The organism is Shinella sp. BE166 (genome assembly GCF_051201095.1).
GTDB classification, from domain to species: Bacteria; Pseudomonadota; Alphaproteobacteria; order Rhizobiales; family Rhizobiaceae; genus Shinella; species Shinella lacus.
Genome location: NZ_JBPEHL010000004.1, coordinates 461201 through 487575, shown reverse-complemented (window position 1 = coordinate 487575; position 26375 = coordinate 461201). Strand labels below are relative to the sequence as shown.

Sequence of the window (26375 nt, the reverse complement as noted above, 5' to 3'; positions counted from 1 at the left end):
TCCTAGATATCGTAGCTGTGCGACGCGCTGAGCGAGGCGATGAATTTTTTCGTGCGGTCGCGCTCCGGCGTCGAGAAGATGGCGCGCGGCGGCCCCTGTTCGACGATCACGCCGCCATCGAGGAAGACGACGGTGTCAGCGACGCGGGAGGCGAGGCGCAGGTCGTGCGTCGCCATCACCATGGTCGTGCCTTCGCGGGCAAGCCGGCTCAGCACCTCGACCACCTCTTCGGCAAGCTCCGGATCGAGCGCTGACGTGGGTTCGTCGCAGAGGAGCACGCGGGGCGAGGGGGCGAGCGCGCGGGCGATCGCCACGCGCTGCTGCTGGCCGCCGGAAAGGGTCGCCGGCCAAGCATCGGCCTTGTGCGCCATGCCGACCTTTTCGAGCAGTTCCAGCGCGCGGGCGCGCGCCTTGTCGGCCGGCCATTTCAGCACGGTGACGAGGCCTTCCATGACGTTGGCGATGGCCGTCTGGTGCGGGAAGAGCTGGAAATTCTGGAAGACCATGCCGGTCTGGCGGCGCAGCTTTTGGATCGCCGGCCAGCCGACCTTGCGGCCGGGCGCGAAATCGATCTTTTCGTCGCCGAGCTTGATTGTGCCCGATGTCGGCGTTTCCAAGAGGTTGATACAGCGCAGGAGCGTGCTCTTGCCGCCGCCGGAGGGGCCGACCAGCGCCGTCACGGTGCCCTCGGCGAGCGTCAGGCTGATATCGCGCAGGACGTGATTGTCGCCGAAGCGCTTTTCGATATGGCTGAGCTCGATCATGTGCGCGCCTCCAGGAAGCCGCCATAGCGGGCGAAGCGCTTTTCGAGCCGGACCTGCAGCGCCGAGAGCACGGAGCTCAGGGCCAGATAGATCAGTGCCGCCTCGATATAGAGGATCAGCGGCTCATAGGTCGTGGCGACGATGCGTTGCGCGGTCTGGAACAGTTCCGGCACGGTGACGGCGGCGGCAAGCGAGGTGTCCTTCACCAGCGAGATGAAGGTGTTGGAGAGCGGCGGCACGGCGACGCGGGACGCCTGCGGCAGGATGGTGCGGCGCATGGCCTGCGACCAGCTCATGCCAATCGAATAGGCCGCCTCCCACTGGCCGCGCGGCACGGAGGCGATGACGGCGCGGATGATCTCCGACGTATAGGCGCCGACATTCAGCGTGAAGCCGATGAGGGCGGCGGGGAAGGCATCGAGCAGGATGCCGAGGCTCGGCAGGCCGTAGAAGATGACGAAGAGCTGCACCAGGAGCGGCGTGCCGCGGATCACCCAGACGTAGAAGCGCGCGATGGCGGAGAGCGGCCGCGGCCCGAACAGCCGCACGACGGCGGTGACGAGGCCGAGCGCCAGGCCGAGCGCGAAGGACAAGAGGGTGAGCGGAATGGTGAAGACGAGCGCGGCCCAAAGGAGCGGCACAAGCGAGTCCAGCATCAGTTGAAGCCACGGCGGCACGGGCAAACCTCCGGAAATGCGGCTGGCCGGGGCGATCCCCGGCCAGTTGATGCGTTATCTATATGCGAGGAACGGGCCGCCGCGAAGCGGCCCTTGAGGCAAGAATTACTTCGAGACGTCCTGTCCGAAATACTTGTCCGCGATCGCCTTGTAGGTGCCGTCGGCCTTGATCTCGGTCAGCGCCTTGTTGATCGCTTCCAGCAGTTCCGGCTCGCCCTTGCGGATGATCACGCCGGAATAGTCGGCATCGGCCTGTTCGGCGGCGATCTTCACGTTGGCGTCGGGCTTGTGCTTCTTGAAGTCGAGGAAGGACAGGCTGTCGTTGATCGTGGCATCGGCGCGGCCGGTCAAAACGAGCTGGATCGACTGGTCGAAGCCGTCGGTGCCGACGAGCTCGGCGCCGGCGCCTTCCGCGATCTTGCCGAAGTTGCTGGTCAGCGACTGGGCGGATTTCTTGCCCTTGAGGTCGGCGAAGCCCTTGATGCTGTCATCGTCGGCGCGCACGATCAGCACGGCCTTGGACGCGATATAGGGCTCGGAGAAGTCGTATTTCTGCTTGCGCGCATCCGTGATGCCGACCTGGTTGATCACGGCGTCATAGCGGTTGGCGTCGAGGCCGGCGATCAGGCCGTCCCACTTGCCTTCCAGGAACTCGGCCTTGACGCCAAGCTTCTTGGCGATCGCCTCGCCGATCTCGACGTCGAAGCCGACCAGCTTGCCGTCGGTGTCGTGGAAGGTGAAGGGCGCGTAGGTGCCTTCCGTGCCGATCTTCAGCGCGCCGGCCGCCTGGACGGCGGCGAGGTTTTCGCCGGCATGCGCGGGGGCGAGGATTGCGACCTGGAGAGCCGCGGCGGCGGCGAGGGTCTTCAACCAGTTCATCTTGGGACTCCGTTTTTGCGTGAATTCGATTGGGTTCTGCGTGAATTCGATTGGGCGATTGATCGCAGAAATCCGTGCAAAACGATGGGCAGAAAACTGCGAATAAATTCGGCGATTTGAAATATTCTTCTCAATTTTTTCGGCGGATCGGCCTTGAGGCCCTCGTTTTGCCCGGTTTGGCGGGCCGCGCGGGAGTTGAGCCGCGGGTGTGCATTTCCTGTTTTTGGGGACTTGCCAAGCGCGAAAACAGGGACAATTGATTGGGCACCCAAAAAAACAACGGGGAAGGAAAACAAAAAATGGCAAACAGACTGATTGGCTTTCGTGCAGCGCTTCTGGCCGGTGCGATCCTGCTTGGCGCAGGTCCGACCCTCGCAGAAACGGTGCTTCACCGCGGCAATGCCGGCGAGCCGCAGACGCTCGACCAGGCGCACACCTCCATCAATATCGAGGAATTCATCCTCAAGGACCTCTACGAGGGCCTGACGATTTATGACGCCGCCGGCAAGATCGTTCCCGGCGCGGCCGAAAGCTGGACCGTTTCCGATGACGGCACGGTCTACACGTTCAAGCTGCGCGAAAACGCGAAGTGGTCGGACGGCTCGCCGGTGACGGCGGAAGACTTCGTCTTTTCCTTCGCCCGTGTCGAGGACCCGAAGACGGCGGCTGGCTACGCCAACATCCTTTATCCGATCAAGAATGCCGAAAAGGCCAACAAGGGCGAGGTCGGCCTCGACCAGCTCGGCCTCAAGGCCGTCGACGCCAAGACGCTGGAAGTGACGCTGGAGCGCCCGACACCGTTCTTCCTCGAATTGCTTGCGCACCAGACGGCGCTGCCGGTCTCCAAGGCGAGCGTCGAGAAGAACGGCGCAGACTTCGTCAAGCCCGGCGTGATGGTGTCCAACGGCGCGTTCAAGCTCGTCAGCCATGTGCCGAACGACAATCTGGTGATGGAAAAGAACCCGAACCACTGGGACGCCGCCAACGTCAAGCTCGACAAGGTGATCTTCTACCCGATCGACGACCAGGCTGCCTCCGTGCGCCGCTTCGAAGCAAAGGAAATGGACCTCGTCTACAACTTCTCGGCCGACCAGATCGACCGCCTGAAGACGAGCTATGGCGAACAGGTCCACGTCTCGCCGACGCTTGCGACCTACTATTATGCCTTCGACACCCGCACGGAGCCCTATAGCGACGTCAACGTGCGCCGCGCGCTCTCCATGGCCGTCGACCGCGACTTCCTGGCCAAGGAAATCTATTCGGGCTCGCAGCTCCCGGCCTATTCCATGGTGCCCCCGGGCATGGAAGGCTACGAGCCGGCAATGGCCGATTTCGGCGCGCTCTCGCAGCTCGACCGCGAAGACAAGGCGCTCGAACTGATGAAGGCCGCGGGCTATGGCGAGGGCGGCAAGCCGCTGAAGATCGAGATTCGCTACAACACCAACCCGAACCACGAGCGCGTGGCGACGGCGGTGGCCGACATGTGGAAGAACACCTTTGGCGCGGAAGTTTCGCTCGTCAATCTCGACGTGTCCTCGCACTACGCCTACCTGCAGGAAGGCGGCGCGTTCAACGTGGCGCGTGCCGGCTGGGTCGCCGACTATGCGGATGCGGAGAACTTCCTTGCGCTGAGCGTCAGCACCAACAAGACCTTCAACTACGGCAAGTTCAACAATGCCGACTACGACGCGCTCATGAAGAAGTCGTATGAAGAGCGTGACCAGGCGGCCCGCGCCAAGGTCCTGCATGAGGCCGAAGCCCTCCTCATGAAGGAACAGCCGATCGCGCCGTTCCTCACGCAGGCCGACCTCTGGCTCGTTTCGAGCAAGGTCCAGGGCTGGCAGGACAATGCCGCCAACCAGCACCTGAGCCGCTTCCTCAGCGTTTCGGAATGATCCGCTGACGGGTGCGCGGCTCCACCGAGCCGCGCACCGTTTGCTCGGGAGTCTTGGCCATGCTTGCTTTCGTTCTACGGCGCCTCGCTAGCGCCGTGCCGACGCTATTCATCGTCGTTACAATTTCGTTTTTCCTGATGCGCTTTGCGCCCGGCGGACCGTTCAACCTCGAACGACCCCTTCCGCCCGCCACGATGGAAAACCTGATGCGGGCCTACCAGCTCGATCAGCCGCTCTGGCGACAATATCTCACCTATATCGGCAATGCCGTCACCGGCGATTTCGGACCGAGCTACATCTACAAGGACAATTCCGTCGCCGAGCTCATCGGCAAGGGCCTGCCCTACTCGATCGAACTCGGTTTCTACGCGCTGCTGCTGGCGCTGATCGGCGGCGTCACCGTCGGCACGATCGCGGCTCTGCGCCAGAACAGCGTGCTCGATTTCGCGGTCATGTCGGTCGCCACCGTCGGCGTCACGGTGCCGAATTTCGTCGTCGGCCCCGTGCTGACGCTGATCTTCGCCATCGTGCTCGCCTGGCTTCCGGCCGGTGGCTGGGGCGACGGGTCGCTGCGCTTCCTCATCCTGCCGATGATCGCGCTGGCGCTGCCGCAGCTCGCCGTCTTCGCGCGGCTTACCCGCGGCTCGATGATCGAGGCTCTACGCACCGATCATATCCGCACCGCGCGGGCCTATGGCCTGCCGGCGAAATCGGTTGTGATCACGCACGCCATGCGCGGCGCCATGCTGCCGGTCGTCTCCTATCTCGCACCATGCGCGGCCGCACTCCTCACCGGCTCAGCGGTCGTCGAGACGATCTTCACCATCCCCGGCGTCGGGCGCTACTTCGTCCTCGGCGCGATCAACCGCGACTATACGCTCGTCATGGGCACGGTCGTGCTGATCGCGATCTTCGTCATCGTCTTCAACCTGGCTGTCGACATCCTCTATGGCCTGCTCGATCCGAGGGTTCGCCATGACTGATGCCGTCATTTCCCCCGTTCCCGACAGCGAGATAAAGGGGCGCAGCCTCTTCAAGCTCGCCGTCATGCGCTTTCGCCGCAACCGCCCCGCCATGGCGGGCTGCGTCATGCTGGTGCTGATCGCCTGCTTCTCCTATTTCGGGCCGTTCTTCATCAGCCACAGCTATGATCAGGTCTTCTCTTCCTACGTGACCATCCCGCCGAGCCTCGAGCCGCGGCCGGGCGAGGATTCGCTGGAAGAGGCGATGAACGGTGTCGCGACGCGCGCCCGCGTCGAGCTCCAGTCCTTCTCCGTCGAGGGCGAGACCTTCACGGCCGTCATCACGGCGGCCGAACCGATCGATCCGCGCACCACGCGCTACTTCGACCGCGCCAACGAATTCGACAAGACCGAGGTCACCGCGACCGAGGAAGACGGCCGCAAGCTGACGCTGACCGGCGTCGTCGACCGGGAATATTTCCTGTTCGGCACCGATACCAACGGCCGCGACCTGATGGCGCGCGTTATGCTCGGCGGGCAGATCTCGATTGCCGTGGGTCTTCTCGCCAGCCTCGTCTCGCTCGGCATCGGCGTCGTCTACGGCGCGATCTCGGGCTATATGGGCGGGCGCGTCGACAATGTCATGATGCGCTTCGTCGAGATCCTCTATTCGCTGCCCTTCGTCTTCCTCGTCGTGGTGCTCGTCGTGTTCTTCGGCCGCAGTTTCGTGCTGATCTTCATCGTCATCGGGGCGGTGGAATGGCTCGACATGGCCCGCATCGTGCGCGGCCAGACGCTGTCGCTCAAACGCCGCGAATTCATCGGCGCGGCGGAAGCCTTGGGCATGACCGACTGGCAGATCATCCGCCGGCACGTCATCCCCAACACGATCGGTCCCGTTGTCATCTTCGTGACGGTCATCGTGCCGAAGGTGATCCTGCTCGAAAGCTTCCTCTCCTTCCTCGGCCTCGGCGTCCAGGCGCCGCTGACGAGCTGGGGGTCGCTGATCGCGGAAGGCGCCAACAACATCCAGTCGGCGCCGTGGCTGCTCATCTTCCCCGCCATCTTCTTCGTCCTCACGCTCTTCTCGCTGAACTTCGTCGGCGATGGCCTGCGTGACGCATTCGACCCGAAGGATCGCTGACATGGCAGACACCAAAAACACCATGGAACCGATCCTCGCCGTGCGCGGCCTGAAGGTCTCCTTCACGACGCCGGACGGCGACGTGAACGCGGTCAAGGGCATCGATCTCGACGTGCGCCCGGGCGAGACGCTCGCGGTCGTCGGCGAATCCGGTTCCGGCAAGAGCCAGACCATGATGGGCATCATGGGCCTGCTCGCCTCGAACGGCCGCGTCACGGGGTCCGCGAAATATCGCGGCCGCGAGATGGTCGGCCTGCCGCCTAAGGGCCTGAACGAGATCCGCGGCGCCAAGATCACCATGATCTTCCAGGAGCCGATGACCTCGCTTGATCCGCTCTACCCGGTCGGCAAGCAGATCGCCGAGGTGATCGTGCATCACCGCGGCGGCTCGCGCCGGGCGGCCCGCCCGCGCGTCCTGGAACTGCTGAAGCTCGTCGGCATTCCGGAGCCGGAACGGCGCATCGACAGCTATCCGCACGAGCTTTCCGGCGGCCAGCGCCAGCGCGTGATGATCGCCATGGCGCTCGCCAACGAGCCGGACATCCTGATCGCCGACGAGCCGACGACGGCGCTCGACGTGACGATCCAGGCGCAGATCCTGAAGCTGCTCCGCGATCTCCAGACGCGTTTCGACATGGCGATCGTGCTCATCACGCACGATCTCGGCATCGTCCGGCATTTCGCCGAGCGCGTCGCGGTCATGCGGCGCGGCGAGATCGTCGAGCAGGGCGCCACGGCCGATATTTTCGAGAACCCGCAGGCCGATTATACGCGCATGCTGATCGAGGCGGAGCCGCACGGCCGCAAGCTCGCGCCGGCGGACAACGCGCCGATCATCCTCGAAGGCCGCAATGTCGTCGTGGACTACAAGATTGACGGCGGGCTGCTCAAGAAACGCGCCTCCACCTTTCGCGCGGTCGACAATGTCAGCATCAGCCTGCACGAGGGCCAGACGATCGGCGTCGTCGGCGAATCCGGTTCCGGCAAGTCGACGCTGGGCCGGGCGTTGCTGCGGCTCATTTCCAGCAAGGGTGCCTATCGTTTCGGCCGGACGGATATTTCCAACCTCGACCGCAACGGCATGCGGCCGCTGCGCCACAGCATGCAGCTCGTCTTCCAGGACCCCTACGGTTCGCTCTCGCCGCGCCAGACGGTGGGCGAGATCATCACCGAGGGGCTCTACGTGCACGAGCCGCAGCTTTCACGCGCCGATCGCGACAAGCGGGCGATCGAGGCACTGAAGGAAGTCGGGCTCGATCCGGCGGCGCGCAACCGCTATCCGCACGAGTTTTCCGGCGGCCAGCGCCAGCGCATCGCGATCGCGCGCGCGATGATCCTGAAACCGCAGGCCGTCATCCTCGACGAGCCGACCTCGGCGCTCGATCGTTCCGTGCAGGGCCAGGTGATCGAGCTTCTGCGCGATCTCCAGGCCAAACACGGGCTGTCCTACGTCTTCATCAGCCATGACCTTTCAGTCGTGCGCGCAATGTCCGACTATGTCGTGGTGATGAAGGACGGCAAGATCGTCGAGGAGGGACCGACGGACGCCATTTTCAGCGCGCCGCGGGCGGACTATACAAAGACCCTGATCGGCGCCGCCTATAATATCGGGCCGTAAATCCAGGGGGATCGATGGCCGAGAGCCGCTTGCCGTATATCGTGCTCTTTTCGGGCGGCACCGCGTGCCGCTCGACGAACCTGGCGCTGCTGTCCAAGCCGGTGCGGCTGACGCGCATCGTGCCGGCCTGGGACAGCGGCGGCAGTTCCAAGGTCATCCGCGAAAGCCTCGGCGTGCTCGCCGTCGGCGATATCCGCCAGGCGCTGATGACCATGGCCCACGGCGAAGGCCGGGCGGGCGACGTCGTCAAGGTCTGCAATGCCCGCATGACCAGCGGCGCGGAGGAGGATGCCCGCACGGAATTCGCGCTCTACGCCGAGGGCGTGCATCCGCTTCTGGAACGCATGGAGCCGGGCCTGCGCGGCGCGATCCTCAACTATCTGCGCACGTTCCGCGCGGCGATCGGGCCGGATTTCGATTTCCGCAATGGCAGCATCGGCAACTTCATCCTCACCGGCGCGCATCTCGCCCACAACAGCGACATCAACACCGCGATCTTCGTCTTCCGCAAGCTGTGCGACATAGAAGGCCACGTCTGGCCGTCGACGGCGGCCGATGGTGTGGATCTCTCCGCCGTGCTGAATGACAGCACCCGCGTCGAGGGCCAGCATCGGGTGACGGCGCTTGACGATGCGGAAAGCGACGTCGGCATTCGCGAGATCGTGCTGTCCGGCAAGGACGGGGCGGGCGTGCCGGCCAACGAGGCAGTGATCGAGAGCCTGGAAAGTGCCGATGCCATCGTCTTCGGCCCGGGCAGCTTCTTCACCAGCGTGCTGCCGCATTTCTTCGTCGAGGACATCGTGCCCGCCATGGCGCGCAACGTCCATGCCCGCCGGATCTTCATCGGCAACATCCTGCAATGCCGTGAGACGCGCGGGATGGACGTGGCCCGCATGCTGGAGGCGGCGGCGGGGGTTTGGCGCGCGCGCGGCGGGGCAGATGTGCGGCCGTTCACCCATGTGCTGGCGAACCGCCAGCTGCTGCCCTTCGAAAAGACCGTCGGTCCCTTCGCCTATCTCGGCAACGGCGCGCTGGAGGATGTCGGCACCCGGCTTGGCGCGGAGGTGCTGATCGGGGAATTCGAGGATCCCTGGCAACGCGGCCAGCACGATGGCCGCACGGTCGCGGACGTGCTCAGCTCGCTTTTACCGCCGTCGGCTTAGTTTTCGGCATCCATGCACGCGCCTTGGCGAAGGCGAGGAAATCCTCGGCCCCCATCGGCCGCGCGAAGGCGTAACCCTGGAGCGTATGGCAGCCGAGGCGGCGCAGCAGTTCGGCATGGGCGAGCGTCTCGACGCCTTCCGCCACCGTCTCGATATCGCGCACCTTGCCGATCTCGATGATAGAGCGCACCAGGCTCTGCTGCGCGGTCGATTCCAGGAGCGGCTGCACCAGCCGGCGATCGATCTTCAGCCGCTTCGGCGACAGTTCGAGCAGGCTGATGATGGAGGCATGGCCGGTGCCGAAATCGTCGATTTCGATGTCGATGCCGAGCGCCTTGATCTCCTCGATCGCCCGTTTCAGCCCATCGTCCGCCGTATCGAATGAGATCGATTCCAGGAGTTCGAAGGTCAGCGTGCCGGGCCTGATGTTCATCGCCTTGAGCTTGGCGATCAGGTTTTCGTCGCGCAGGCGCTGGCAGGAGACGTTGACCGAGACGCGCGGAATGCCGAGCCCCTGGCCCTCCCAGCGCATCGCCTGGAACAGCGCCTGGCCGAGGATTGCCTCATCGATTCGGGCGACGACATTGAGGTTTTCGGCGACCGGCAGGAAGGTATCCGGCGCGATGAAGCCGCGCGTCGGGTGGTTCCAGCGCGCCAGCGCCTCGACGCCTACGATATCCAGCGTTTCCGCATCGAACTGCGGCTGGAAGAACGGATGGAATTCGCCCCGTTCCAGGCCGCGCAGGATATCGTCGCTGAGCCGCTTCACCTCCACGGTGCGCAGGCGCAGCTCGTCGTTGAAGGCCTCGACGCGGTTGCGGCCGCGGCGCTTGGCCTCGTAGAGCGCGATATCGGCATTGACGAGCAGCTGTTCGGCGGATTCTTCCGCCTCGTTGCGCGTGGCGATGCCGATGCTCGCGCCGATGCGACAATCATGGCCCTCGATCGTCATCGGCTCGCTGATCGCCTCGATGAGGCGGGCGGAAAGCGCGCTGAAATCGGCCTCCGCCGGGTCCCGGCGTGACAGCAGAACGAACTCGTCGCCGCCGATGCGGGCGATGAAATCCGCGGCCGGAACGTGGGCGCGCAGCACGCCGGCCGCCTGTTTCAGCACCTCGTCGCCGGCGGCGTGGCCGAGCGTGTCGTTGATGTCCTTGAAGCGGTCGAGGTCGATGTGGAGCAGGGTCAGCGGGCGCCCATCGCCGACGGCACCGGCCAGGGCGAGCTGCTGGTCGAGGAAGCGCCGGTTGGGAAGCCGCGTCAGCGCGTCGTGCAGCGAATTGTGCTCCAGCACCAGGCGGGCGTCTTCGAGCGCGCGGTTCTGCGCCTCGGCGTTGAGCTTGGCCTGCAGCAGCTCGGCTTGCAACCGGATGTCTTCGGTCACGTCCCAGTTGGCGCCGACGATGCGTTTTGCGCCGGAGGAGGCGTGGTAGGTCATGCCGTGCGCACGAATGTGGCGTGCCGCTCCGCTGGGCGTCAGGACGCGAAACTCGGTGATGTAAGGCTCTTCGGTTTCGATGGCGCTTGCGAAGACCCGTTCGGCTTCTTCGACATCGTCGGGATGCAGGGCCTTGCGCCAATCCGCATAGCCGCAGATCAGCTGCTTCGGCGGCACATTGTAGATCTCGCGCATCCGGGCATCCCAGGTGAGCGTGTCATGCTGCGTGTCGTATTCCCACACGCCGACCCGCGAGGCGTCGAGCGCCAGTTGCAGCCGCTGCGAGACGATTTCGAGCCGGTCTTCCCGATCCTGGAGCGCCAGGATATGCCGGTGGCGGTCCTTCATGAGATAGCCGGCCCAGAAGATCGGCACGACGATGATGAGGGCGATCGCCAGAAGCCCGCCGCGGAAGAGGCCGAGATCGGCGGAGGGCTGCTGCCAGCCCTTGAGCGGTGCGGCCGACAGGGTCCAGGCCTCGTGGCCGATGTCGATGGTCATCACGACCGGGTCTGCATCGACGGCGGCCGCGGAATTGAAGAAGACCTTGTTCTCGCTGCCGTCATGCGCCCCGCTGGAAAGCGATACGGCGATCTTGAGCGCGCTCTTGAAACCGCTTTTCTCAAGCAGCTTGTCGAGGTCGATGACGGCTGACGCGATGCCGATGAAGCCATTGTCCTTGCCGGCATGGATCGGATAGCGCGCAATCACGCCGCGGCCGCCCTGAACGAGATCGACGGGGCCGGTGACGATCATGCGGTCGAGTTCCTGCACCTGCAACGCCGCGGCGCGCTGACGCTCGTTCTTGCGATAGTCGAGGCCAATGCTGCGCTCGTTGCCCTTGACGGGGTAGACGAGGGAGACCACGAAATCCGGAGCGATGGCCACGCTGCGCAGCTGCGTCTCTTCTCGGAAAAGGCGTCCCGCGAGGTCCGCATAACGTTCCGGCGACATGTCGGGCTCGGTCGATACCGTGGCAACCAGGCCCTGAACCAGCTTGACGTCGCCGAGGATATTGCCCTGCAGGCGGGAGCGGAGCAGGCCGAGCTGTTCCGTTGTGAAGGAGCGCAGATATTCCTCCTCCAGCCGGCGCTTCTGCGCATCGGCCAGCAGAACGGCGATCAACACGGCGAACGCAACGACGATGGCGGGGACGTAGTATCCCAACCCCCGGAAGGATAGTTGCGCATTCCGGTCGTTCATCGCGGTCCGTTCGTCTCCATTCGGGGTTTTCGGGCGGGATTTTTGGCTATCGGGAGACCATTGCAGATGCAGCTTAATATTTACTGACGAGAGGCGTGCCTCTGCGGCCAGGTTGCGGGATGGCCCTATCTTGTCCAACGGGCTTTGCCGGCGGGGCCATTCTGGGGTAGTCCTCGGCGCAATCGAAATCACAGGGGGCAGGTTTGCCGGAGAACGACAGGGCGGAAAGCGCATTCGGCGCGCTCATCCGGGCGATCATCGAGGAAAGCCCGCTGAAGGCCGCCGGCTTCATCGTCACCATCTATGGCGACGTGGTGGAGCCGCGCGGCGGCGTCGTGTGGACCGGCAACCTGATCGAGACCTGCGCCGATGTCGGCATCAGTGAAACGCTGGTGCGCACCGCCGTCTCGCGGCTTGTCGCCGCCGGGCAATTGTCCGGCGAGCGGGAGGGGCGCCGCAGCTTCTATCGGCTGGCAGCACCGGCGCGCACCGAATTTGCTGCCGCCGCCCGCATGCTCTTCGGCCCGCCGGAGGTGGCGGACTGGCATTTCGTGCAGTTGACGGGTTCGGCGCCGGACGAGGCGATGCAGGCGCTGGAGCGCGCCGGCCATGCGCGGCTGGGGCCGAGGCTTGCCGTCGGCGCACGACCTATGCCGTCCTTGAAACAGCCGGCCGTGCTCTTCCGGGCGGAGGTCGTGAGCGGTGAAGGCGACCTTGGCGCCTTCGCGGCCGACCACTGGAACCTTGCGCAGCATGCGGATGCCTATCGCGGCTTCATCGGAAGGTTCAAGCGACTTGCCGATCTGCTCGGTGGCGGCGCGCGATTGAGTGCGGCCGAAAGCCTTGCCGCCCGGCTGGTGCTGGTGCATCAGTTCCGCCTCGTCGTGCTGCGTGATCCGCGCCTGCCGCAGGCAGCCCTGCCGGCCGACTGGCCGGGTGAAGAGGCGCGGCGGCTGTTCAACGATCTCTATCTTCGCCTCTCGTCCGAGGCGGACCAGCATGTGGCGCGGCATTTCGTAACGGCGGACGGTGCGCTGCCGGAGGCGAGCGAGGCGACGCTGCGCCGTCTTTCGCTGTTACGCGACGCCATCTGAGGCAGTTTTCACACGGAAAAACACCGTTTGTGCTATGATGTCGGCTGCTGGAATGAAACATCACAGAATCTGGAGAAACTGCCATTGATTTGTGACGCATTGGGTGGTAAATAACCAACCGATCGGTCGGCGAATGTTTCGGGAGAGGCAAGCCGACCTTCGGTACAGGGAGGAAACCGCGTGTCCGAAGCCTTTATCTGCGATGCTGTCCGTACGCCCATCGGCCGTTATGGCGGCCTGTTGTCGTCGGTCCGCGCCGACGATCTGGCGGCGCTGCCACTATCGGGCCTGATGGCGCGCAATCCGGACGTCGATTGGTCGAAGGTCGATGACCTCATCTATGGCTGCGCCAACCAGGCCGGCGAGGACAACCGCAATGTCGGCCGCATGGCCGTGCTGCTCTCCGGCCTTCCTGTTTCCATTCCCGCCACCACCGTCAACCGCCTCTGTGGCTCCGGCATGGACGCCGTCGGCATGGCCGCGCGCGCCATCCGCGCCAGCGACTGCGATTTCGTTATTGCCGGCGGCGTCGAGAGCATGAGCCGCGCGCCCTTCGTCATGCCCAAGGCCGACAGCGCCTTTTCTCGCGCCAATGCCGTCTATGACACGACGATCGGCTGGCGCTTCGTCAATCCCAAGATGAAGAAGGCGTTCGGTGTCGATTCCATGCCGGAAACCGCCGACAACGTCGCCACCGATTTTGCCATCAGCCGCGAGGACCAGGACGCCTTTGCTGCGCGCAGCCAGGCCCGCTGGGCCGCCGCGCACGAGGCCGGAATTTTTGCCGATGAGATCGTGCCCGTCCATGTGCCGCAGAAGAAGGGCGATGCGCTGGTCGTCGACCGCGACGAACATCCGCGTCCCGGGACGACCGCCGAGCAGCTCGGCAAGCTCAAGGGTGTCAACGGCCCGGACCTGTCTGTCACCGCCGGCAATGCCTCGGGCGTCAATGACGGCGCAGCCGCATTGCTCATCGCCAGCGAAGCAGCTGCACGGGCGCAAGGCCTAACGCCGAAGGCCCGCATCGTCGCCATGGCGGCAGCCGGCGTCGAGCCGCGCATCATGGGCGTCGGTCCCGCACCGGCGGCGCGCCGGGTGCTGGAGCGCGCCGGCCTGTCGCTCGGCCAGATGGATGTCATCGAACTCAACGAGGCCTTCGCCTCGCAGGCACTTGCCGTGCTGCGCGATCTCGGTCTGCCGGACGACGCCCCACATGTGAACCCGAACGGCGGCGCCATCGCCATCGGCCATCCGCTCGGCATGAGCGGCGCGCGCCTCGTCACCACTGCCACCTATCAGCTCCACCGCCAGGGCGGGCGTTATGCACTCTGTACCATGTGCATCGGCGTCGGCCAGGGCATCGCCATCATTCTCGAACGCGTCTGACGCGCACAGCCTGAGGAGACGACCATGTATGCACAGATGGTAAAGACTGACGCAGCGCGCGTCCGGTCCCTCGACGAGATGGATCCCGTGGAGCGCGCCTTCCAGGAGCGCGTCGACGCCGGTCAGAAGATCGAGCCGAAGGAGTGGATGCCGGAAGGCTATCGCAAGACGCTGGTGCGCCAGATCAGCCAGCACGCCCATTCGGAAATCGTCGGCCAGCTGCCGGAAGGCAACTGGATTTCCCGCGCGCCCACGCTGGAGCGCAAGGCGATCCTGCTCGCCAAGGTGCAGGACGAGGCGGGTCACGGCCTCTATCTCTACTGCGCCGCCGAGACGCTCGGCATCAGCCGCGACCAGATGTACGAGCAGCTGCATTCCGGCAAGGCGAAATATTCCTCGATCTTCAACTATCCGACGCTGACCTGGGCCGATATCGGCGCCATCGGCTGGCTGGTCGATGGCGCGGCGATCATGAACCAGGTGCCGTTGCAGCGCTGTTCCTACGGCCCCTATGCGCGGGCCATGGTGCGCATCTGCAAGGAAGAGAGTTTTCATCAGCGCCAGGGTTATGACGCCCTGATGCGCATGGTGAAGGGCACGCCGGCGCAAAAAGCCATGGTGCAGGATGCGCTGAACCGCTGGTGGTGGCCGTCGCTGATGATGTTCGGCCCCTCGGACGATGCCTCCGTGCATTCGGCCCAGTCGATGGCCTGGAAGATCAAGCAGAATTCCAACGACGAGCTGCGCCAGAAATTCGTCGACCAGACCGTGCCGCAGGCCAAATATCTTGGCCTCACCGTGCCGGACCCGGATCTCAAGTGGAACGAGGAAAAGGGCGGCCACGATTTCGGCGAGCCGGACTGGGAAGAGTTCTTCAACGTGATTGCCGGCAACGGCCCCTGCAATGCGGAGCGCCTCGATGCCCGCAAAAAGGCCTGGAATGACGGCGCCTGGTTCCGCGACGGCCTGACGGCGCATGCCGAGAAGGCGACTGAGCGCCGCGCCGCCGCAAAAATCGCCGCCGAGTAAGGGAGAGAGCACGATGTCCAGCGAATGGCCGCTTTGGGAAGTTTTCATCCGGGGTCAGCACGGCCTCAACCATAGACACGTCGGCAGCCTGCACGCGCCCGATGCCGAAATGGCGATCAACAATGCCCGCGACGTCTATACGCGCCGCAACGAGGGCGTCAGCATCTGGGTGGTGCGGTCGTCCGAGATCACCGCCAGCGCGCCCTCGGAAAAGGGTCCGCTGTTCGATCCGTCGAATTCCAAAGTCTACCGTCACCCGACCTTCTTCGACATTCCAGATGAAGTGGGGCACATGTGATGGCGACCGCAATGCTTGAACCGGCGGTCGATCAGGCCGCGCTTCTCGAATTCCTGCTGCGCATCGGCGATAATGCGCTGATCCTCGGCCATCGCGTTTCCGAATGGTGCGGTCACGCGCCGGCACTGGAGGAGGATATCGCGCTCGCCAACACCGCGCTCGACCTGATCGGCCAGACGCAGCTCTGGCTCGGCCTTGCCGGCGAAGTGGAGGGCAAGGGCCGCTCGGCGGACGACCTCGCTTATCTGCGCGACGGTTACGACTTCCGCAACATCCTGCTGGTCGAGCGCCCGAACGGCGATTTCGGCAAGACGCTGATGCGGCAGTTCCTGTTCGATGCTTGGCATTACCTGCTTTTGAAAGCGCTGAAAGGCTCGACCGAAAAGCGCATCGCCGAGATCGCGGAAAAGGCCTTCAAGGAGGTCTCCTACCATCTCGACCGCAGCCGCGACCTCGTCATCCGCCTCGGCGACGGCACGGCCGAAAGCCACCGTCGCATGCAGGAGGCGCTGGACGACCTCTGGCCCTATACGGGCGAGATGTTCGCTGCCGATGCGGTGGATGCAGCCCTCGTGGAAGCCGGCGTCATCCCCGAACCACAGAGCCTGAAGGCCGGCTGGGACGAGATCGTGGCCGAAGCGCTCACCGAAGGCACGCTGAAGAAGCCCGCCGACAGCTACATGCACAAGGGTGGCCGGCGCGGCGTGCACACGGAGCATCTCGGCTTCATCCTGTCGGAGATGCAGTTCCTCCAGCGCGCCTATCCGGGCGCCACCTGGTAGGGGGCGGCCATGGACCCGGCGCTCCGTCCCTCGATCGATGAGGTCTGGCACTGGCTGGCTGAAGTGCCGGACCCGGAAATCCCGGTAATCTCGCTCACCGACCTTGGCATCATCCGCGATGTTGCCTGGCGCGGCGATACGCTGGTGGTGACGGTGACGCCGACCTATTCCGGCTGTCCCGCCACGACGATCATCAATCTCGATATCGAGACGGCGCTTGCGGAAAAGGGGCTTTCCAAGGTGAAGCTGGAACGCCAGCTTTCGCCGGCCTGGACGACCGACTGGATCAGCGCCGAGGGCCGCGAGAAGCTGCGCGACTACGGCATCGCTCCGCCGATCGACGGTACGGCGGCCGATGGCGTGCTGATGAAACGCATCGACCGGCTTTCGGGCCGCTCGAACCTGACCATCGCCTGTCCGCGCTGCGGATCGGCGAATACCGAAAAGATCAGCCAGTTCGGCTCGACGCCCTGCAAGGCGAGCTATCGCTGCACCGACTGCCTGGAACCGTTCGATTATTTCAAGTGCATCTGATCCATTAGGGAGAGGGCCTACGCATGGCACGTTTTCATCCCCTGACCGTCACCGATGTTCGCCGCGAGACGCGCGATGCGGTCGTGGTCACGCTTCGGCCCGCCGACGAGGACCGCACCGTCTTCGATTTCACGCAAGGCCAGTACCTGACCTTCCGCCGCAAATTCGAGGACGAGGAGCTGCGCCGCTCCTATTCGATCTGCGCCGGCAAGGATGAAGGCGTGCTGAAGGTCGGCATCAAGCGCGTCGACGGCGGCTGCTTCTCCACCTGGGTCAACGAGAACCTTAAGCCCGGCGACACGCTGGAAGCCATGCCGCCGATGGGCGCCTTCTTCACCGCGCTGGAGCCTGAAACGGCCAAACACTATCTCGGCTTTGCCGGCGGCAGCGGCATCACGCCGGTGCTCTCGATCATCAAGACGGTGCTGTCGCGTGAGCCGCGCGCCCGCTTCACGCTGGTCTATGCCAACCGGCAGATCAGCTCGATCATGTTCCGCGAGGAGCTGGAGGACCTGAAGAACCTCTATCTCGGCCGGCTTTCCGTGCTGCATGTGCTGGAGAGCGAGGCGCAGGACATCGACCTCTTCACCGGCCGCATCGATGGCGCGAAATGCGCGGCGCTCTTCAAGAACTGGATCGACCCGAAATCGGTGACGACAGCCTTCATCTGCGGCCCCGAGCCGATGATGCTGGCCATCGCCGCCGCCCTTCGCGAGCATGGGCTTCGAGACGACCAGATCAAGTTCGAACTTTTCGCCTCCTCGCAGCCCGGCCGGGCGCGGCGCAAGGTGGAGCAGGTCAACGGTGCCGATCACGCTGCCGCCTGCGAGGCGACCGTCACGCTCGATGGCGCGACCCGCATCTTCAAATTCCCCAAGCACGGCCAGAGCCTGCTCGACGCCGCGCTCGAAAACGCCATGGACGCGCCCTATGCCTGCAAGGCGGGTGTCTGTTCCACCTGCCGCGCCAAGGTTCTGGAAGGTGAGGTCGAGATGGAGACCAACCACGCGCTGGAAGACTACGAGGTGCGCCAGGGTTATGTGCTGACCTGCCAGTGCTATCCGCTCACCGACCGCATCGTCGTCAGCTACGACCAGTAAGGGGAACGCGCATGTCCGATACGATGCCGATCGAGGATTATCTGGCGCAAGGCGGCGTGCTGTCGTCGCCGGCCAATGTGCCGCCGCGCTATCGCGGCGAGTTGCTGCGCCTGATGGCGAGTTTCGTCGATAGCGAGTTGGCCGGCTCCGCCGGTTTTGCCGATACGATCAACGACGCGCCGGGCATCCAGGAGCGCATCTCCGCCGCCCGCATCGTGCTGGAGAAGGCCGACCATGCCGGCAAGGTGCTGGCGATCATGGAGACGTTTGGCGCGGACGGCGGGCGCTACGCCGTTCACCATCCCTGGGCCGTGCGGCTCGCCCGCGAGGCTGATATCGGCGCGGCGCGGCAGGGTGGCGACATGCGCCTTTCCGTCTTCCACTATCCGCTGCAAGGCTGGGTGGATGCAGTGGTCATGAACGTGCTGATGGGCCGGGCAAGCGTCGTGCAGCTCAAGGAACTGTCGCGCGTCTCCTACCAGCCGCTCGCCGAGGTTTTCCGCGCCATCCTGCCGCGCGAGACGCGTCATGCGGAACTCGGCCTCGCCGGCCTCGTACGCATCGTCGATGATGCGGAAGGCCGCGCAAAGGCCAAAGCCTCCGTCGCCTACTGGTATCCGCGCGTCGCCGCCAGTTTCGGCCATTCCGGCTCGGCCCGCTTCGAGACGCAGTCGCGTTTCGGCCTGCGCCACACACCCAACGAGACCCTGCTCGCCGAATGGCGGGCGGAGGTCGATGCGCAGCTTTCTGCGCTCGGACTGAAGTGAGAGGATAATGAGATGAACGTCATGGCAAACCGGCCGCGCCGGCTCGAAAGCTATGTCGGCGGCCAGTGGGTCGCCGGCGCCCGGGAAGGTGTGCCGCTGCTCGACGCCTCGACGGGTGCCCCGGTCGCCTTCATCGATTCCACCGGCGTGGATTTCAAGGCGGCGCTCACCTATGGCCGCGAAAAGGGCGGCCCGGCGCTGCGGCGCCTCTCCTTCCATGAACGTGCCGCCATGCTGAAGGCGCTCGGCCAGGCCCTGATGGAACGGAAGGAAGAGTTTTATGCGCTTTCGACCGCCACCGGCGCCACCCGCGCCGACAGCTGGGTCGACATCGAAGGCGGTATCGGCACGCTGCTGTCCTACGCTTCCAAGGGCCGGCGCGAATTGCCGAACACCCGCGTGCTGCTTGACGGCGATGTGGAGCTGCTTTCCAAGGATGGCACCTTTTCCGCGCAGCATATCCTGAGCCCGTTACAGGGCGTAGCAGTGCATATCAACGCCTTCAACTTCCCCTGCTGGGGCATGCTGGAAAAGCTGGCGCCGACGCTGCTCGCCGGGGTCCCGGCCATCGTCAAGCCGGCGAGCCAGACAGCCTATCTCACCGAACTCATGGTTCGCCGTATCGTCGAAACCCGTATTTTGCCGGAAGGTGCCTTGCAGCTCGTCTGCGGTTCGGTCGGTGATCTGCTCGACCATGTCGAAGGCCAGGATGCAGTGACCTTCACCGGCTCGGCCTCGACCGGCCAGCGCCTCAAGACGCACAGGGCGATCGTCGAAAACTCCGTGCGCTTCACCATGGAGGCCGACAGCCTCAATGCCGCCGTGCTCGGCCTCGATGCTGCGCCCGGCACGGAGGAATTCGACCTCTTCGTCAAGGAAGTCGCGCGCGAGATGACGGTGAAGGCCGGCCAGAAATGCACGGCAATCCGCCGCGTCATTGCACCGCGCGCCTTTAGCGAGGCGCTGATCGAGAGCCTGCGCGCCCGTCTCGGCAAGACGGCGCTCGGCAATCCGGCGGACGAGGCCGTCCGCATGGGGCCGCTCGCCAGCCTCGACCAGCGCGAGGAGGTTCGCGCCCGCATTCGCGATCTCTCCGCCGACGCGGAAATCGTCGCCGGCGATCCGGACAATCCGAGCATCACCTCCGGCGATGCGACGGCCGGCGCCTTCCTCAATCCGGTGCTGCTCTATTGCGACAAGCCGGGTTCTGCCCGCGCTATCCACGATGTCGAGGCCTTCGGCCCCGTCAGCACCGTGATGCCCTATGACACCGCGGAAGAAGCGGTCGATCTCGCCCGGCGCGGCAAGGGCAGCCTCGTCGCCTCGGTCTTCACCAACGATCCGGCCTTTGCCCAAGAAGTCGTGCTGGGTCTTGCGCCGTTCCACGGCCGCGTGATGATCGGCAACCGCGTCAGCGCCAAGTCCTCCACCGGCCACGGTTCGCCACTGCCGGGCCTCGTGCACGGCGGCCCCGGCCGCGCCGGCGGCGGCGAGGAACTGGGCGGCATGCGCGGCGTCAAGCACTACATGCAGCGCACCGCCATCCAGGGCGCGCCGACCCTGCTTTCCGCCGTCACCGGCCGTTGGCTGCCGGGCGCCGAGGCGCGGGCCGCTGGCGAGCATCCGTTCCGCAAGTCTCTGGCAGAGCTCAGGATCGGCGACCAGCTGATCACCGCGACGCGCACGGTGACGCTCGACGACATCGAGCACTTTGCGAACTTCACCGGCGACACCTTCTACGCCCACATGGACGAGGAAGCCGCCAAGGCGAACCCGTTCTTCGACGGGCGCGTGGCGCATGGCTATCTCATCGTGTCGTTTGCGGCCGGCCTGTTCGTCGATCCGGCGCCGGGTCCGGTTCTCGCCAATTACGGCGTCGACAACCTGCGCTTCCTGACACCGGTCAATCCGGGTGATACGCTGAAGGTGCAGCTCACCTGCAAGGAGATCAATCCGCGCGCCAATGCCGAACACGGCGAAGTGCGCTGGGATTGCAACGTGACGAACCAGACGGGCGCCACCGTCGCACAATATGACGTTCTGACGATGGTGGCCAAAGCGAGAGAGTGACCGCATGACGCCGATCGAGCAGGACCCGCGCCGCCTGGAAATGACCGTTTTGATGACGCCCGACATGGCGAATTTTTCCGGAAAGGTTCACGGCGGCGCGCTGCTCAACCTGCTCGATCGCGTCGCCTTCTCCTGCGCCTCGCGCTATTCGCAGCAATATGCAGTGACGCTTTCGGTCGACCAGGTGATGTTCAAGGAGCCGATCAACGTCGGCGAGCTCGTCACCTTCCGCGCTTCGATCAACCATACGGGCCGCACCTCCATGGAAGTCGGCATCCGCGTCGAGGCGGAAAACATCCGCACCGGCCATCGCCGGCACACCAATTCCTGTTATTTCACGATGGTCGCGGTCGACGAAGCCGGAAGGCCGGTGCGTGTGCCTGAGCTGGAGCCGAAGAGCACGGTCGATATCCGGCGCTACAAGGCGGCCGAATTGCGCCGCACGCTGCGGCGCGAGTTCGCGGAGCGGCTGGAATCGGTCGCGGCAACAGGCAAGGATGTCGAACGGTTGGAAGATGGTTAGCTAAGGCTTACGTAACGGCCTTGACGCCTTCAAGGATCAGCGTCGTGGCGATATCCGCATATTCATCGCGCGTGATCGGCCCGTTCGGGCGGAACCACATATAGACCCAGTTCATCATGCCGAAGAGCGACATGGTGACGGGCATCAGTAGCGGGCGGTCCTTGTTGAGGTCCGGGTTGATGTCGCGGATGACGCCGGAGAAGCGCTTGACGATCTGCCGCTCGATCGCCTGCAATTCGGCAAGCTGTGCCTCCGACAGCGCGCTGGTGCCGTTGAGCTGCACCTTATGCTCATTGTCGCGGCCCTCGTAGTTCGCCAGCACGGCCTTCACCAGCAGGCGCAGCCGTTCCTGCGGCGCGACGTCGGGGCGGTCGGCGGCTTCGATTGCGCTTTCCAGTTCCGAAAGATGCGTGCGCACGATGTCGAAGATCAGCGCGTCCTTGCTGGGATAATAGTGGTAGAGCAGGGCCTTGGAGACATTGCTGTGCGAGGCGATCAGCGACATGGAGGCCTTCTCCATGCCCATCTCGGCGAAGACCGCCGCGGCACTCGACAGAATGCCCCGCTGTTTTTCCTCGAAATCCACTGCGCGCGTGCGTGCCATGTCGTCCTGCTCTGCTTATTTCGGCTGACGGTCGCCTAGGAAGGGCGGATGCCCTCCCTATACACAGTCAAACCGGTGCCGGGCTATACCGGCGCTGCGTTCGTTCATTCTTTCGGGCGGTTGTCGACCACCCGCTTTGCCTTGCCTTCGGAGCGCGCCACGCCGCCCGGCTCGTGCACGAGAATCTTGGTGGAGACGCCGACCACGCTCTTGATGTGGTGGGCGAGTTCCTTGGCCGATCCCGCGCGAGAACCCTCGTCGGTCGCTTCCAGCGTACATTCGACATGGACCGTCATATTGTCCATACGGCCGGCGCGGGTCAGCTCGATCTGGAAATGCGGTGCCAGCCCGCGACATTTCAGGATCTGCTCCTCGATCTGCGTCGGGAAGACGTTGACGCCGCGCAGGATCATCATGTCGTCGGAGCGGCCGGTGATCTTTTCCATGCGGCGCATGGCGCGGGCGGTGCCGGGCAAGAGCCGCGTCAGGTCGCGCGTGCGGTAGCGGATGATCGGCAGGCCTTCCTTGGTGAGCGTGGTGAAGACCAGTTCGCCCATCTCGCCATCCGGCAGCACGTCACCCGTCACCGGGTCGATGATCTCGGGATAGAAATGGTCTTCCCAGATATGCAGCCCGTCCTTCGTCTCGACGCATTCGTTGGCGACGCCCGGACCCATGACTTCCGAAAGGCCGTAGATGTCGACGGCATGCATGTCGAAAGCCTGCTCGATCTCTTCGCGCATGGCGTTCGTCCAGGGCTCGGCGCCGAAAATGCCGACGGCGAGCGAGCTTTCGCGCGGGTCGATGCCGTGCTTGCGGAATTCGTCGAGGATGGAGAGCATGTAGGAGGGCGTCACCATGATGATGCGCGGCTTGAAATCCTGCATCAGCGTGACCTGGCGCTCCGTCATGCCGCCGGAGATCGGCACCACGGTGCAGCCGAGCTTTTCCGCGCCATAGTGCGCGCCGAGGCCGCCGGTGAAGAGGCCGTAGCCATAGGCGACATGCACGATATCGCCGGCCCGGCCGCCGGAAGCTCGGATCGAACGGGCGACGACGGTCGCCCATGTGTCGATGTCCTTGGCCGTGTAGCCGACGACGGTCGGCTTGCCTGTCGTGCCGGAGGACGCGTGGATACGGGCGAGCTTTTCACGGGGTACGGCGAACATGCCGAAGGGATAGGTGTCGCGCAGGTCCTTCTTGGTGGTGAAGGGGAATTTGGCGAGATCCGACAGCGTTTTCAGGTCCGAGGGATGCACGCCCGCCTCGTCGAAACGCTGGCGATAGAAGGGGGAATTCTCGTAGGCGTGGCTCAGCGACCATTTCATGCGCTCAAGCTGCAGCGCGGAAATCTCGTCGCGCGACGCCGTCTCGATCGCTTCGAGCTCGCCGGGGCGAGGGGACAGGTCTTCCATGGAAATCTCCTCCGAGAATGCGGGATGGTCTGCCTCACTCCGGCAGATGGGTGCCCTTGACTGTTCGCGAGTGGCCGCGGAATTCCGCGACGTGCTCGCCCTCCTGATTGGTGATGCGGATATCGTAGATGCCGCCCCGCCCGCGGCGCGACACTTCCCGCGCCGTCGCCGTCAGCCGGTCGCCCCGGAAAGCCGGTGCGAGGAACGTCACCGAACAGTGCTGGGCGACGGTGCGCTGGTTATAGGTGTTGCAGGCAAAGGCGAAGGCGGAATCCGCCAGCGTGAACATGTGGCCGCCATGGCAGGTGCCGTGGCCGTTTGTCATGGTTTCCGCAATCGTCATGGTGATCGTCGCCTCGCCGGGGGCGACGGAGACGAGTTCCATGCCGAGATGGCGGGTGGCGTTGTCGTCGTCCCACATGGCTTTGGCGCAGGCTTCCGCCAGCGCTTGCGGGGAAAGGCTGGCGGCGCTCATTTGCCCTTGAACTCCGGCTTGCGCTTTTCGAGGAAGGCGGAGACGCCTTCCGCATAGTCGGCGCTGCGGCCGGCCTCGCGTTGCAGATCGCGTTCGAGGTCGAGCTGTTCGTCCAGCGAATTGGTGGCGGCGGCCTGGATGGCGCGCTTCGTCATGCCGAGACCCTTGGTCGGGCCGGCGGCGAGGCGGGTCGCGAGCGCCGTTGCCTCTTCCATCAGCGTGTCGTCGTCGACGGCGCGCCAGATGAGGCCCCAGTCGGCGGCGGTTTCCGCGCCGAGCGGTTCGGCGGTCAGCGTCATCGCCTTGGCACGCGCCTCGCCGATGAGGCTCGGCAGGCTCCAGGTGCCGCCGGAATCGGGCACGAGGCCGATCTTGGCGAAGGCCTGGATGAAGCGGGCGGAGCGGGCGGCGAGTGTGATATCGCAGGCAAAGGCGATGTTGGCGCCGGCGCCCGCGGCGACGCCGTTGACGGCGCAGATCACCGGCTTTTCGAGGCTGCGGATGAGGCGCAGCAGCGGGTTGTAATAGGTCTCGATCGTGTGGCCGAGATCCGGCACGCCCTTCTTGGGATCGCGGTCGCCGAGATCTTGCCCTGCGCAAAAACCGCGGCCGGCGCCGGTCAGCAGGACGGCGCGCACGGTTTCGTCGGCATGGGCGCGCTCGAAGCCGGCGCGCAGCGCAAGGTGCATCTCTTCGTTGAAGGCGTTGAGCTTGTCCGGGCGGTTCAGCGTGAGGCTGAGGACGCCATCGGCGAGCGCCGACAGAATGGTGTCGGATTGAGACATTTTTCCTCCCTGTCGCCCTTCCCAGCGGCGACCGTAAAAAAACTCTTGCATAAACCGACCGGTCAGTCAATTATAAAAGCACTGACTGGGAGGAGCCAGAGATGACCGGACTTTTCGAGCGCCATCGCCCGACGCTGCAAGCGGCCCTTGCTGCCGCCGCCAAGCGTGACTTCTGGTCCGCCTATCCCGAAGTGCCGAGCGGCAAGATCTATGGCGAGACCGCCAAGGATGACGGCCTCGCTGCCTATGAGGCGCGGCTCGGCAAGGCCTTCGACCTGCCCGACCATCCGTCGGAAGGCATGGTTGGTGCGGAAGTCTCGCCTTACGGATCGTCCCTCGGCATCACCTATCCCGCCGCTTCCGCCGACATGCTGATCATGGCCTCGCGCGCCGCCGCGCCGCAATGGGCCGCCGCCGCGCCGGAGGTGCGCACCGGCATCTGTCTCGAAATCCTTGCCCGCCTGAATGCCCGCAGTTTCGAGATGGCGAATGCCGTCATGCACACGACCGGCCAGGCCTTCGCCATGGCCTTCCAGGCCGGCGGCCCGCACGCGCAGGACCGCGGCCTTGAAGCCGTGGCCTATGCCTATGCCGAGATGAGCCGCATACCGGCGCAGGCGACCTGGACCAAGCCGCAGGGCAAGGGCGCGCCGATCGTCATGGAAAAGCACTGGCGCATCCTGCCGCGCGGCGTTTCGCTTGTCATCGGCTGCAACACCTTCCCGACCTGGAACAGCTATCCCGGCCTTTTCGCCAGCCTCGCCACCGGCAACACCGTCATCGTCAAGCCGCATCCGGCCGCAATCCTGCCGCTCGCCATCACCGTCGAGATCGCCCGCCAGGTGCTGGTGGAGGAGGGCTTTGCGGCCGATATCATGCTGCTCGCCGCCGACGCACCCGGTGCCGAGATCACCAAGGACCTCGTGCAGCACCCGGCGGTCGCCATCGTCGATTATACCGGCTCCAACAGCTTCGGCAGCTGGGTGCGCGAAAATGCCGGCAAGGCCGATGTCTATACGGAGGAGGCCGGCGTCAATTCGATCGTCATCGGCGCCACCGACAGTTTCGCCGGCATGTGCGGCAATATCGCCTTCTCGCTGTCGCTCTACAGCGGCCAGATGTGCACCGCGCCGCAGGATATTTTCGTGCCCCGCGGCGGCATCGAGACGGATGAGGGCCACAAGAGTTTTGACGAGGTCGCAGTCGGAATTGGCGCTGCCGTCGATGGCCTGCTGGCCGATCCGGCGCGCGCCGCTGGCGTCTGCGGCGCCATCGCCAACCCGGCAACGCTCGCCCGCATCGCCACGAGCCGGCCGCTTGGCCGCGTCGTACGTGATTCTGTGCCTATCGAAGGCTTGGACGATGCGCGCACCGCGACCCCGCTGATCCTCGCCGTCGATGCGGCGGATGCGGAGGCCTATGGGGAGGAGCGTTTCGGGCCGATCGCCTTCGTCGTCGCGGTCGATGACGTGACCGACGGTGTGAACCGCGCCGCCGACCTCGCCGAACGGAAGGGCGCCATTACCGCTGCCCTTTACGAGACGGACGAGGCGCACATTCTTGCCACTGCCGATCGTTTCGCGACGGCGGGCGTCAATCTTTCGGTCAACCTGACCGGCGGCATCTATGTGAACCAGAGTGCCGCATTCAGCGATTTCCACGTCACCGGTGCGAACCCCGCGGGCAATGCCAGCCTGACGGATGCGGCTTTTGTCGCCAACCGGTTCCGCGTGGTGATGTGGCGCCGCCCTTCGGCGGCGTAAACCTTTG

The 26375-nt window shown here is 64.9% G+C and carries 24 protein-coding genes; 16 read left to right on the top strand and 8 right to left on the bottom strand.

The features are described from left to right. Positions 1 to 2: 2 nt before the first annotated feature. The 3 genes from J2Y63_RS13040 to J2Y63_RS13030 form a co-directional block, all read right to left on the bottom strand. A complete protein-coding gene (locus tag J2Y63_RS13040; RefSeq protein ID WP_435266409.1) occupies positions 3 to 764 on the bottom strand; it encodes an amino acid ABC transporter ATP-binding protein in 762 nt (253 codons plus the stop codon). Further along, positions 761 to 1441, bottom strand: a complete 681-nt coding sequence (locus J2Y63_RS13035; protein ID WP_256119908.1) for an amino acid ABC transporter permease — start codon at positions 1439 to 1441, stop codon at positions 761 to 763. Before J2Y63_RS13035 ends, J2Y63_RS13040 begins: the two co-directional genes overlap by 4 nt. Positions 1442 to 1546: 105 nt before the next feature. Then, positions 1547 to 2320, bottom strand: coding sequence for an amino acid ABC transporter substrate-binding protein (locus J2Y63_RS13030; RefSeq protein WP_435266408.1), 774 nt, complete (start codon positions 2318 to 2320; stop codon positions 1547 to 1549). A gap of 299 nt (positions 2321 to 2619) precedes the next feature. On the opposite strand from J2Y63_RS13030, the gene J2Y63_RS13025 reads away from it, so the two are divergent. The 5 genes from J2Y63_RS13025 to J2Y63_RS13005 are packed head-to-tail and all read left to right on the top strand — an operon-like array spanning position 2620 to position 9102. Then, positions 2620 to 4215: a peptide ABC transporter substrate-binding protein gene (locus J2Y63_RS13025; protein WP_435266407.1), complete on the top strand. Its 1596-nt coding sequence runs from the start codon at positions 2620 to 2622 to the stop codon at positions 4213 to 4215. Between the two features lie 59 nt (positions 4216 to 4274). Next, a complete protein-coding gene (gene oppB, locus J2Y63_RS13020) occupies positions 4275 to 5198 on the top strand; it encodes an oligopeptide ABC transporter permease OppB (protein WP_256119905.1) in 924 nt (307 codons plus the stop codon). Beyond that, the gene (locus J2Y63_RS13015) at positions 5191 to 6321 is read left to right on the top strand and encodes an ABC transporter permease (protein ID WP_435266406.1); all 1131 of its coding nucleotides are present in this window, start codon (positions 5191 to 5193) and stop codon (positions 6319 to 6321) included. The genes oppB and J2Y63_RS13015 overlap by 8 nt, the downstream gene beginning before the upstream one ends. A 1-nt stretch (position 6322) precedes the next feature. Next, entirely contained in the window at positions 6323 to 7939 is a 1617-nt protein-coding gene (locus J2Y63_RS13010; RefSeq protein WP_435266405.1) for an ABC transporter ATP-binding protein, read from the top strand. 14 nt (positions 7940 to 7953) lie between these two features. Then, a complete protein-coding gene (locus J2Y63_RS13005) occupies positions 7954 to 9102 on the top strand; it encodes a gluconeogenesis factor YvcK family protein (protein WP_435266404.1) in 1149 nt (382 codons plus the stop codon). Here J2Y63_RS13005 and J2Y63_RS13000 read toward each other — a convergent pair. Next, entirely contained in the window at positions 9074 to 11743 is a 2670-nt protein-coding gene (locus J2Y63_RS13000; RefSeq protein WP_435266403.1) for a bifunctional diguanylate cyclase/phosphodiesterase, read from the bottom strand. The genes J2Y63_RS13005 and J2Y63_RS13000 overlap by 29 nt on opposite strands. Positions 11744 to 11946: 203 nt before the next feature. Here J2Y63_RS13000 and paaX point away from each other — a divergent pair, with 203 nt between their 5' ends. The 10 genes from paaX (at position 11947) to J2Y63_RS12950 (ending at position 21326) form a co-directional block, all read left to right on the top strand. Then, complete coding sequence (gene paaX, locus J2Y63_RS12995; RefSeq protein ID WP_435266402.1) at positions 11947 to 12837, top strand: phenylacetic acid degradation operon negative regulatory protein PaaX; 891 nt, start codon at positions 11947 to 11949, stop codon at positions 12835 to 12837. Positions 12838 to 13017: 180 nt separating this feature from the next. Next, complete coding sequence (pcaF, locus tag J2Y63_RS12990) at positions 13018 to 14223, top strand: 3-oxoadipyl-CoA thiolase (RefSeq protein ID WP_435266401.1); 1206 nt, start codon at positions 13018 to 13020, stop codon at positions 14221 to 14223. A gap of 24 nt (positions 14224 to 14247) precedes the next feature. Next, a complete protein-coding gene (gene paaA, locus J2Y63_RS12985; RefSeq protein ID WP_435266400.1) occupies positions 14248 to 15252 on the top strand; it encodes a 1,2-phenylacetyl-CoA epoxidase subunit PaaA in 1005 nt (334 codons plus the stop codon). A 13-nt stretch (positions 15253 to 15265) separates the two neighbouring features. Beyond that, positions 15266 to 15550: a 1,2-phenylacetyl-CoA epoxidase subunit PaaB gene (gene paaB, locus J2Y63_RS12980; protein ID WP_069061017.1), complete on the top strand. Its 285-nt coding sequence runs from the start codon at positions 15266 to 15268 to the stop codon at positions 15548 to 15550. Then, a complete protein-coding gene (paaC, locus tag J2Y63_RS12975; RefSeq protein ID WP_435266399.1) occupies positions 15550 to 16332 on the top strand; it encodes a 1,2-phenylacetyl-CoA epoxidase subunit PaaC in 783 nt (260 codons plus the stop codon). The genes paaB and paaC overlap by 1 nt, the downstream gene beginning before the upstream one ends. A 9-nt stretch (positions 16333 to 16341) precedes the next feature. Beyond that, positions 16342 to 16866 (top strand): 1,2-phenylacetyl-CoA epoxidase subunit PaaD, encoded by a 525-nt coding sequence (gene paaD, locus J2Y63_RS12970; RefSeq protein WP_435266398.1) that lies wholly within the window; start codon positions 16342 to 16344, stop codon positions 16864 to 16866. Between the two features lie 23 nt (positions 16867 to 16889). Further along, positions 16890 to 17966 carry a 1,2-phenylacetyl-CoA epoxidase subunit PaaE gene (paaE, locus tag J2Y63_RS12965; protein ID WP_435266397.1) on the top strand — a complete coding sequence of 359 codons (1077 nt, stop codon included), beginning with the start codon at positions 16890 to 16892 and terminating at the stop codon, positions 17964 to 17966. 11 nt (positions 17967 to 17977) lie between these two features. After that, positions 17978 to 18733: a Phenylacetic acid catabolic protein gene (locus tag J2Y63_RS12960; protein WP_435266396.1), complete on the top strand. Its 756-nt coding sequence runs from the start codon at positions 17978 to 17980 to the stop codon at positions 18731 to 18733. Positions 18734 to 18745: 12 nt separating this feature from the next. Beyond that, positions 18746 to 20803, top strand: coding sequence for a phenylacetic acid degradation bifunctional protein PaaZ (gene paaZ / locus J2Y63_RS12955; RefSeq protein WP_435266395.1), 2058 nt, complete (start codon positions 18746 to 18748; stop codon positions 20801 to 20803). A 4-nt stretch (positions 20804 to 20807) separates the two neighbouring features. Then, complete coding sequence (locus tag J2Y63_RS12950) at positions 20808 to 21326, top strand: acyl-CoA thioesterase (RefSeq protein ID WP_435266394.1); 519 nt, start codon at positions 20808 to 20810, stop codon at positions 21324 to 21326. 7 nt (positions 21327 to 21333) lie between these two features. Here the strand turns inward: J2Y63_RS12950 and J2Y63_RS12945 are convergent, their stop codons facing one another. From J2Y63_RS12945 to paaG, 4 genes are all read right to left on the bottom strand, one after another. Then, a complete protein-coding gene (locus J2Y63_RS12945; protein ID WP_256119887.1) occupies positions 21334 to 21930 on the bottom strand; it encodes a TetR/AcrR family transcriptional regulator in 597 nt (198 codons plus the stop codon). A gap of 104 nt (positions 21931 to 22034) precedes the next feature. Next, a complete protein-coding gene (gene paaK, locus J2Y63_RS12940; RefSeq protein WP_435266393.1) occupies positions 22035 to 23345 on the bottom strand; it encodes a phenylacetate--CoA ligase PaaK in 1311 nt (436 codons plus the stop codon). A 34-nt stretch (positions 23346 to 23379) separates the two neighbouring features. After that, positions 23380 to 23820 (bottom strand): hydroxyphenylacetyl-CoA thioesterase PaaI, encoded by a 441-nt coding sequence (gene paaI / locus J2Y63_RS12935; RefSeq protein ID WP_435266392.1) that lies wholly within the window; start codon positions 23818 to 23820, stop codon positions 23380 to 23382. After that, a complete protein-coding gene (gene paaG / locus J2Y63_RS12930) occupies positions 23817 to 24605 on the bottom strand; it encodes a 2-(1,2-epoxy-1,2-dihydrophenyl)acetyl-CoA isomerase PaaG (RefSeq protein ID WP_435266391.1) in 789 nt (262 codons plus the stop codon). The genes paaI and paaG overlap by 4 nt, the downstream gene beginning before the upstream one ends. Before the next feature lie 101 nt (positions 24606 to 24706). On the opposite strand from paaG, the gene paaN reads away from it, so the two are divergent. Next, positions 24707 to 26368 carry a phenylacetic acid degradation protein PaaN gene (paaN, locus tag J2Y63_RS12925; RefSeq protein ID WP_435266390.1) on the top strand — a complete coding sequence of 554 codons (1662 nt, stop codon included), beginning with the start codon at positions 24707 to 24709 and terminating at the stop codon, positions 26366 to 26368. Positions 26369 to 26375: the final 7 nt, after the last annotated feature.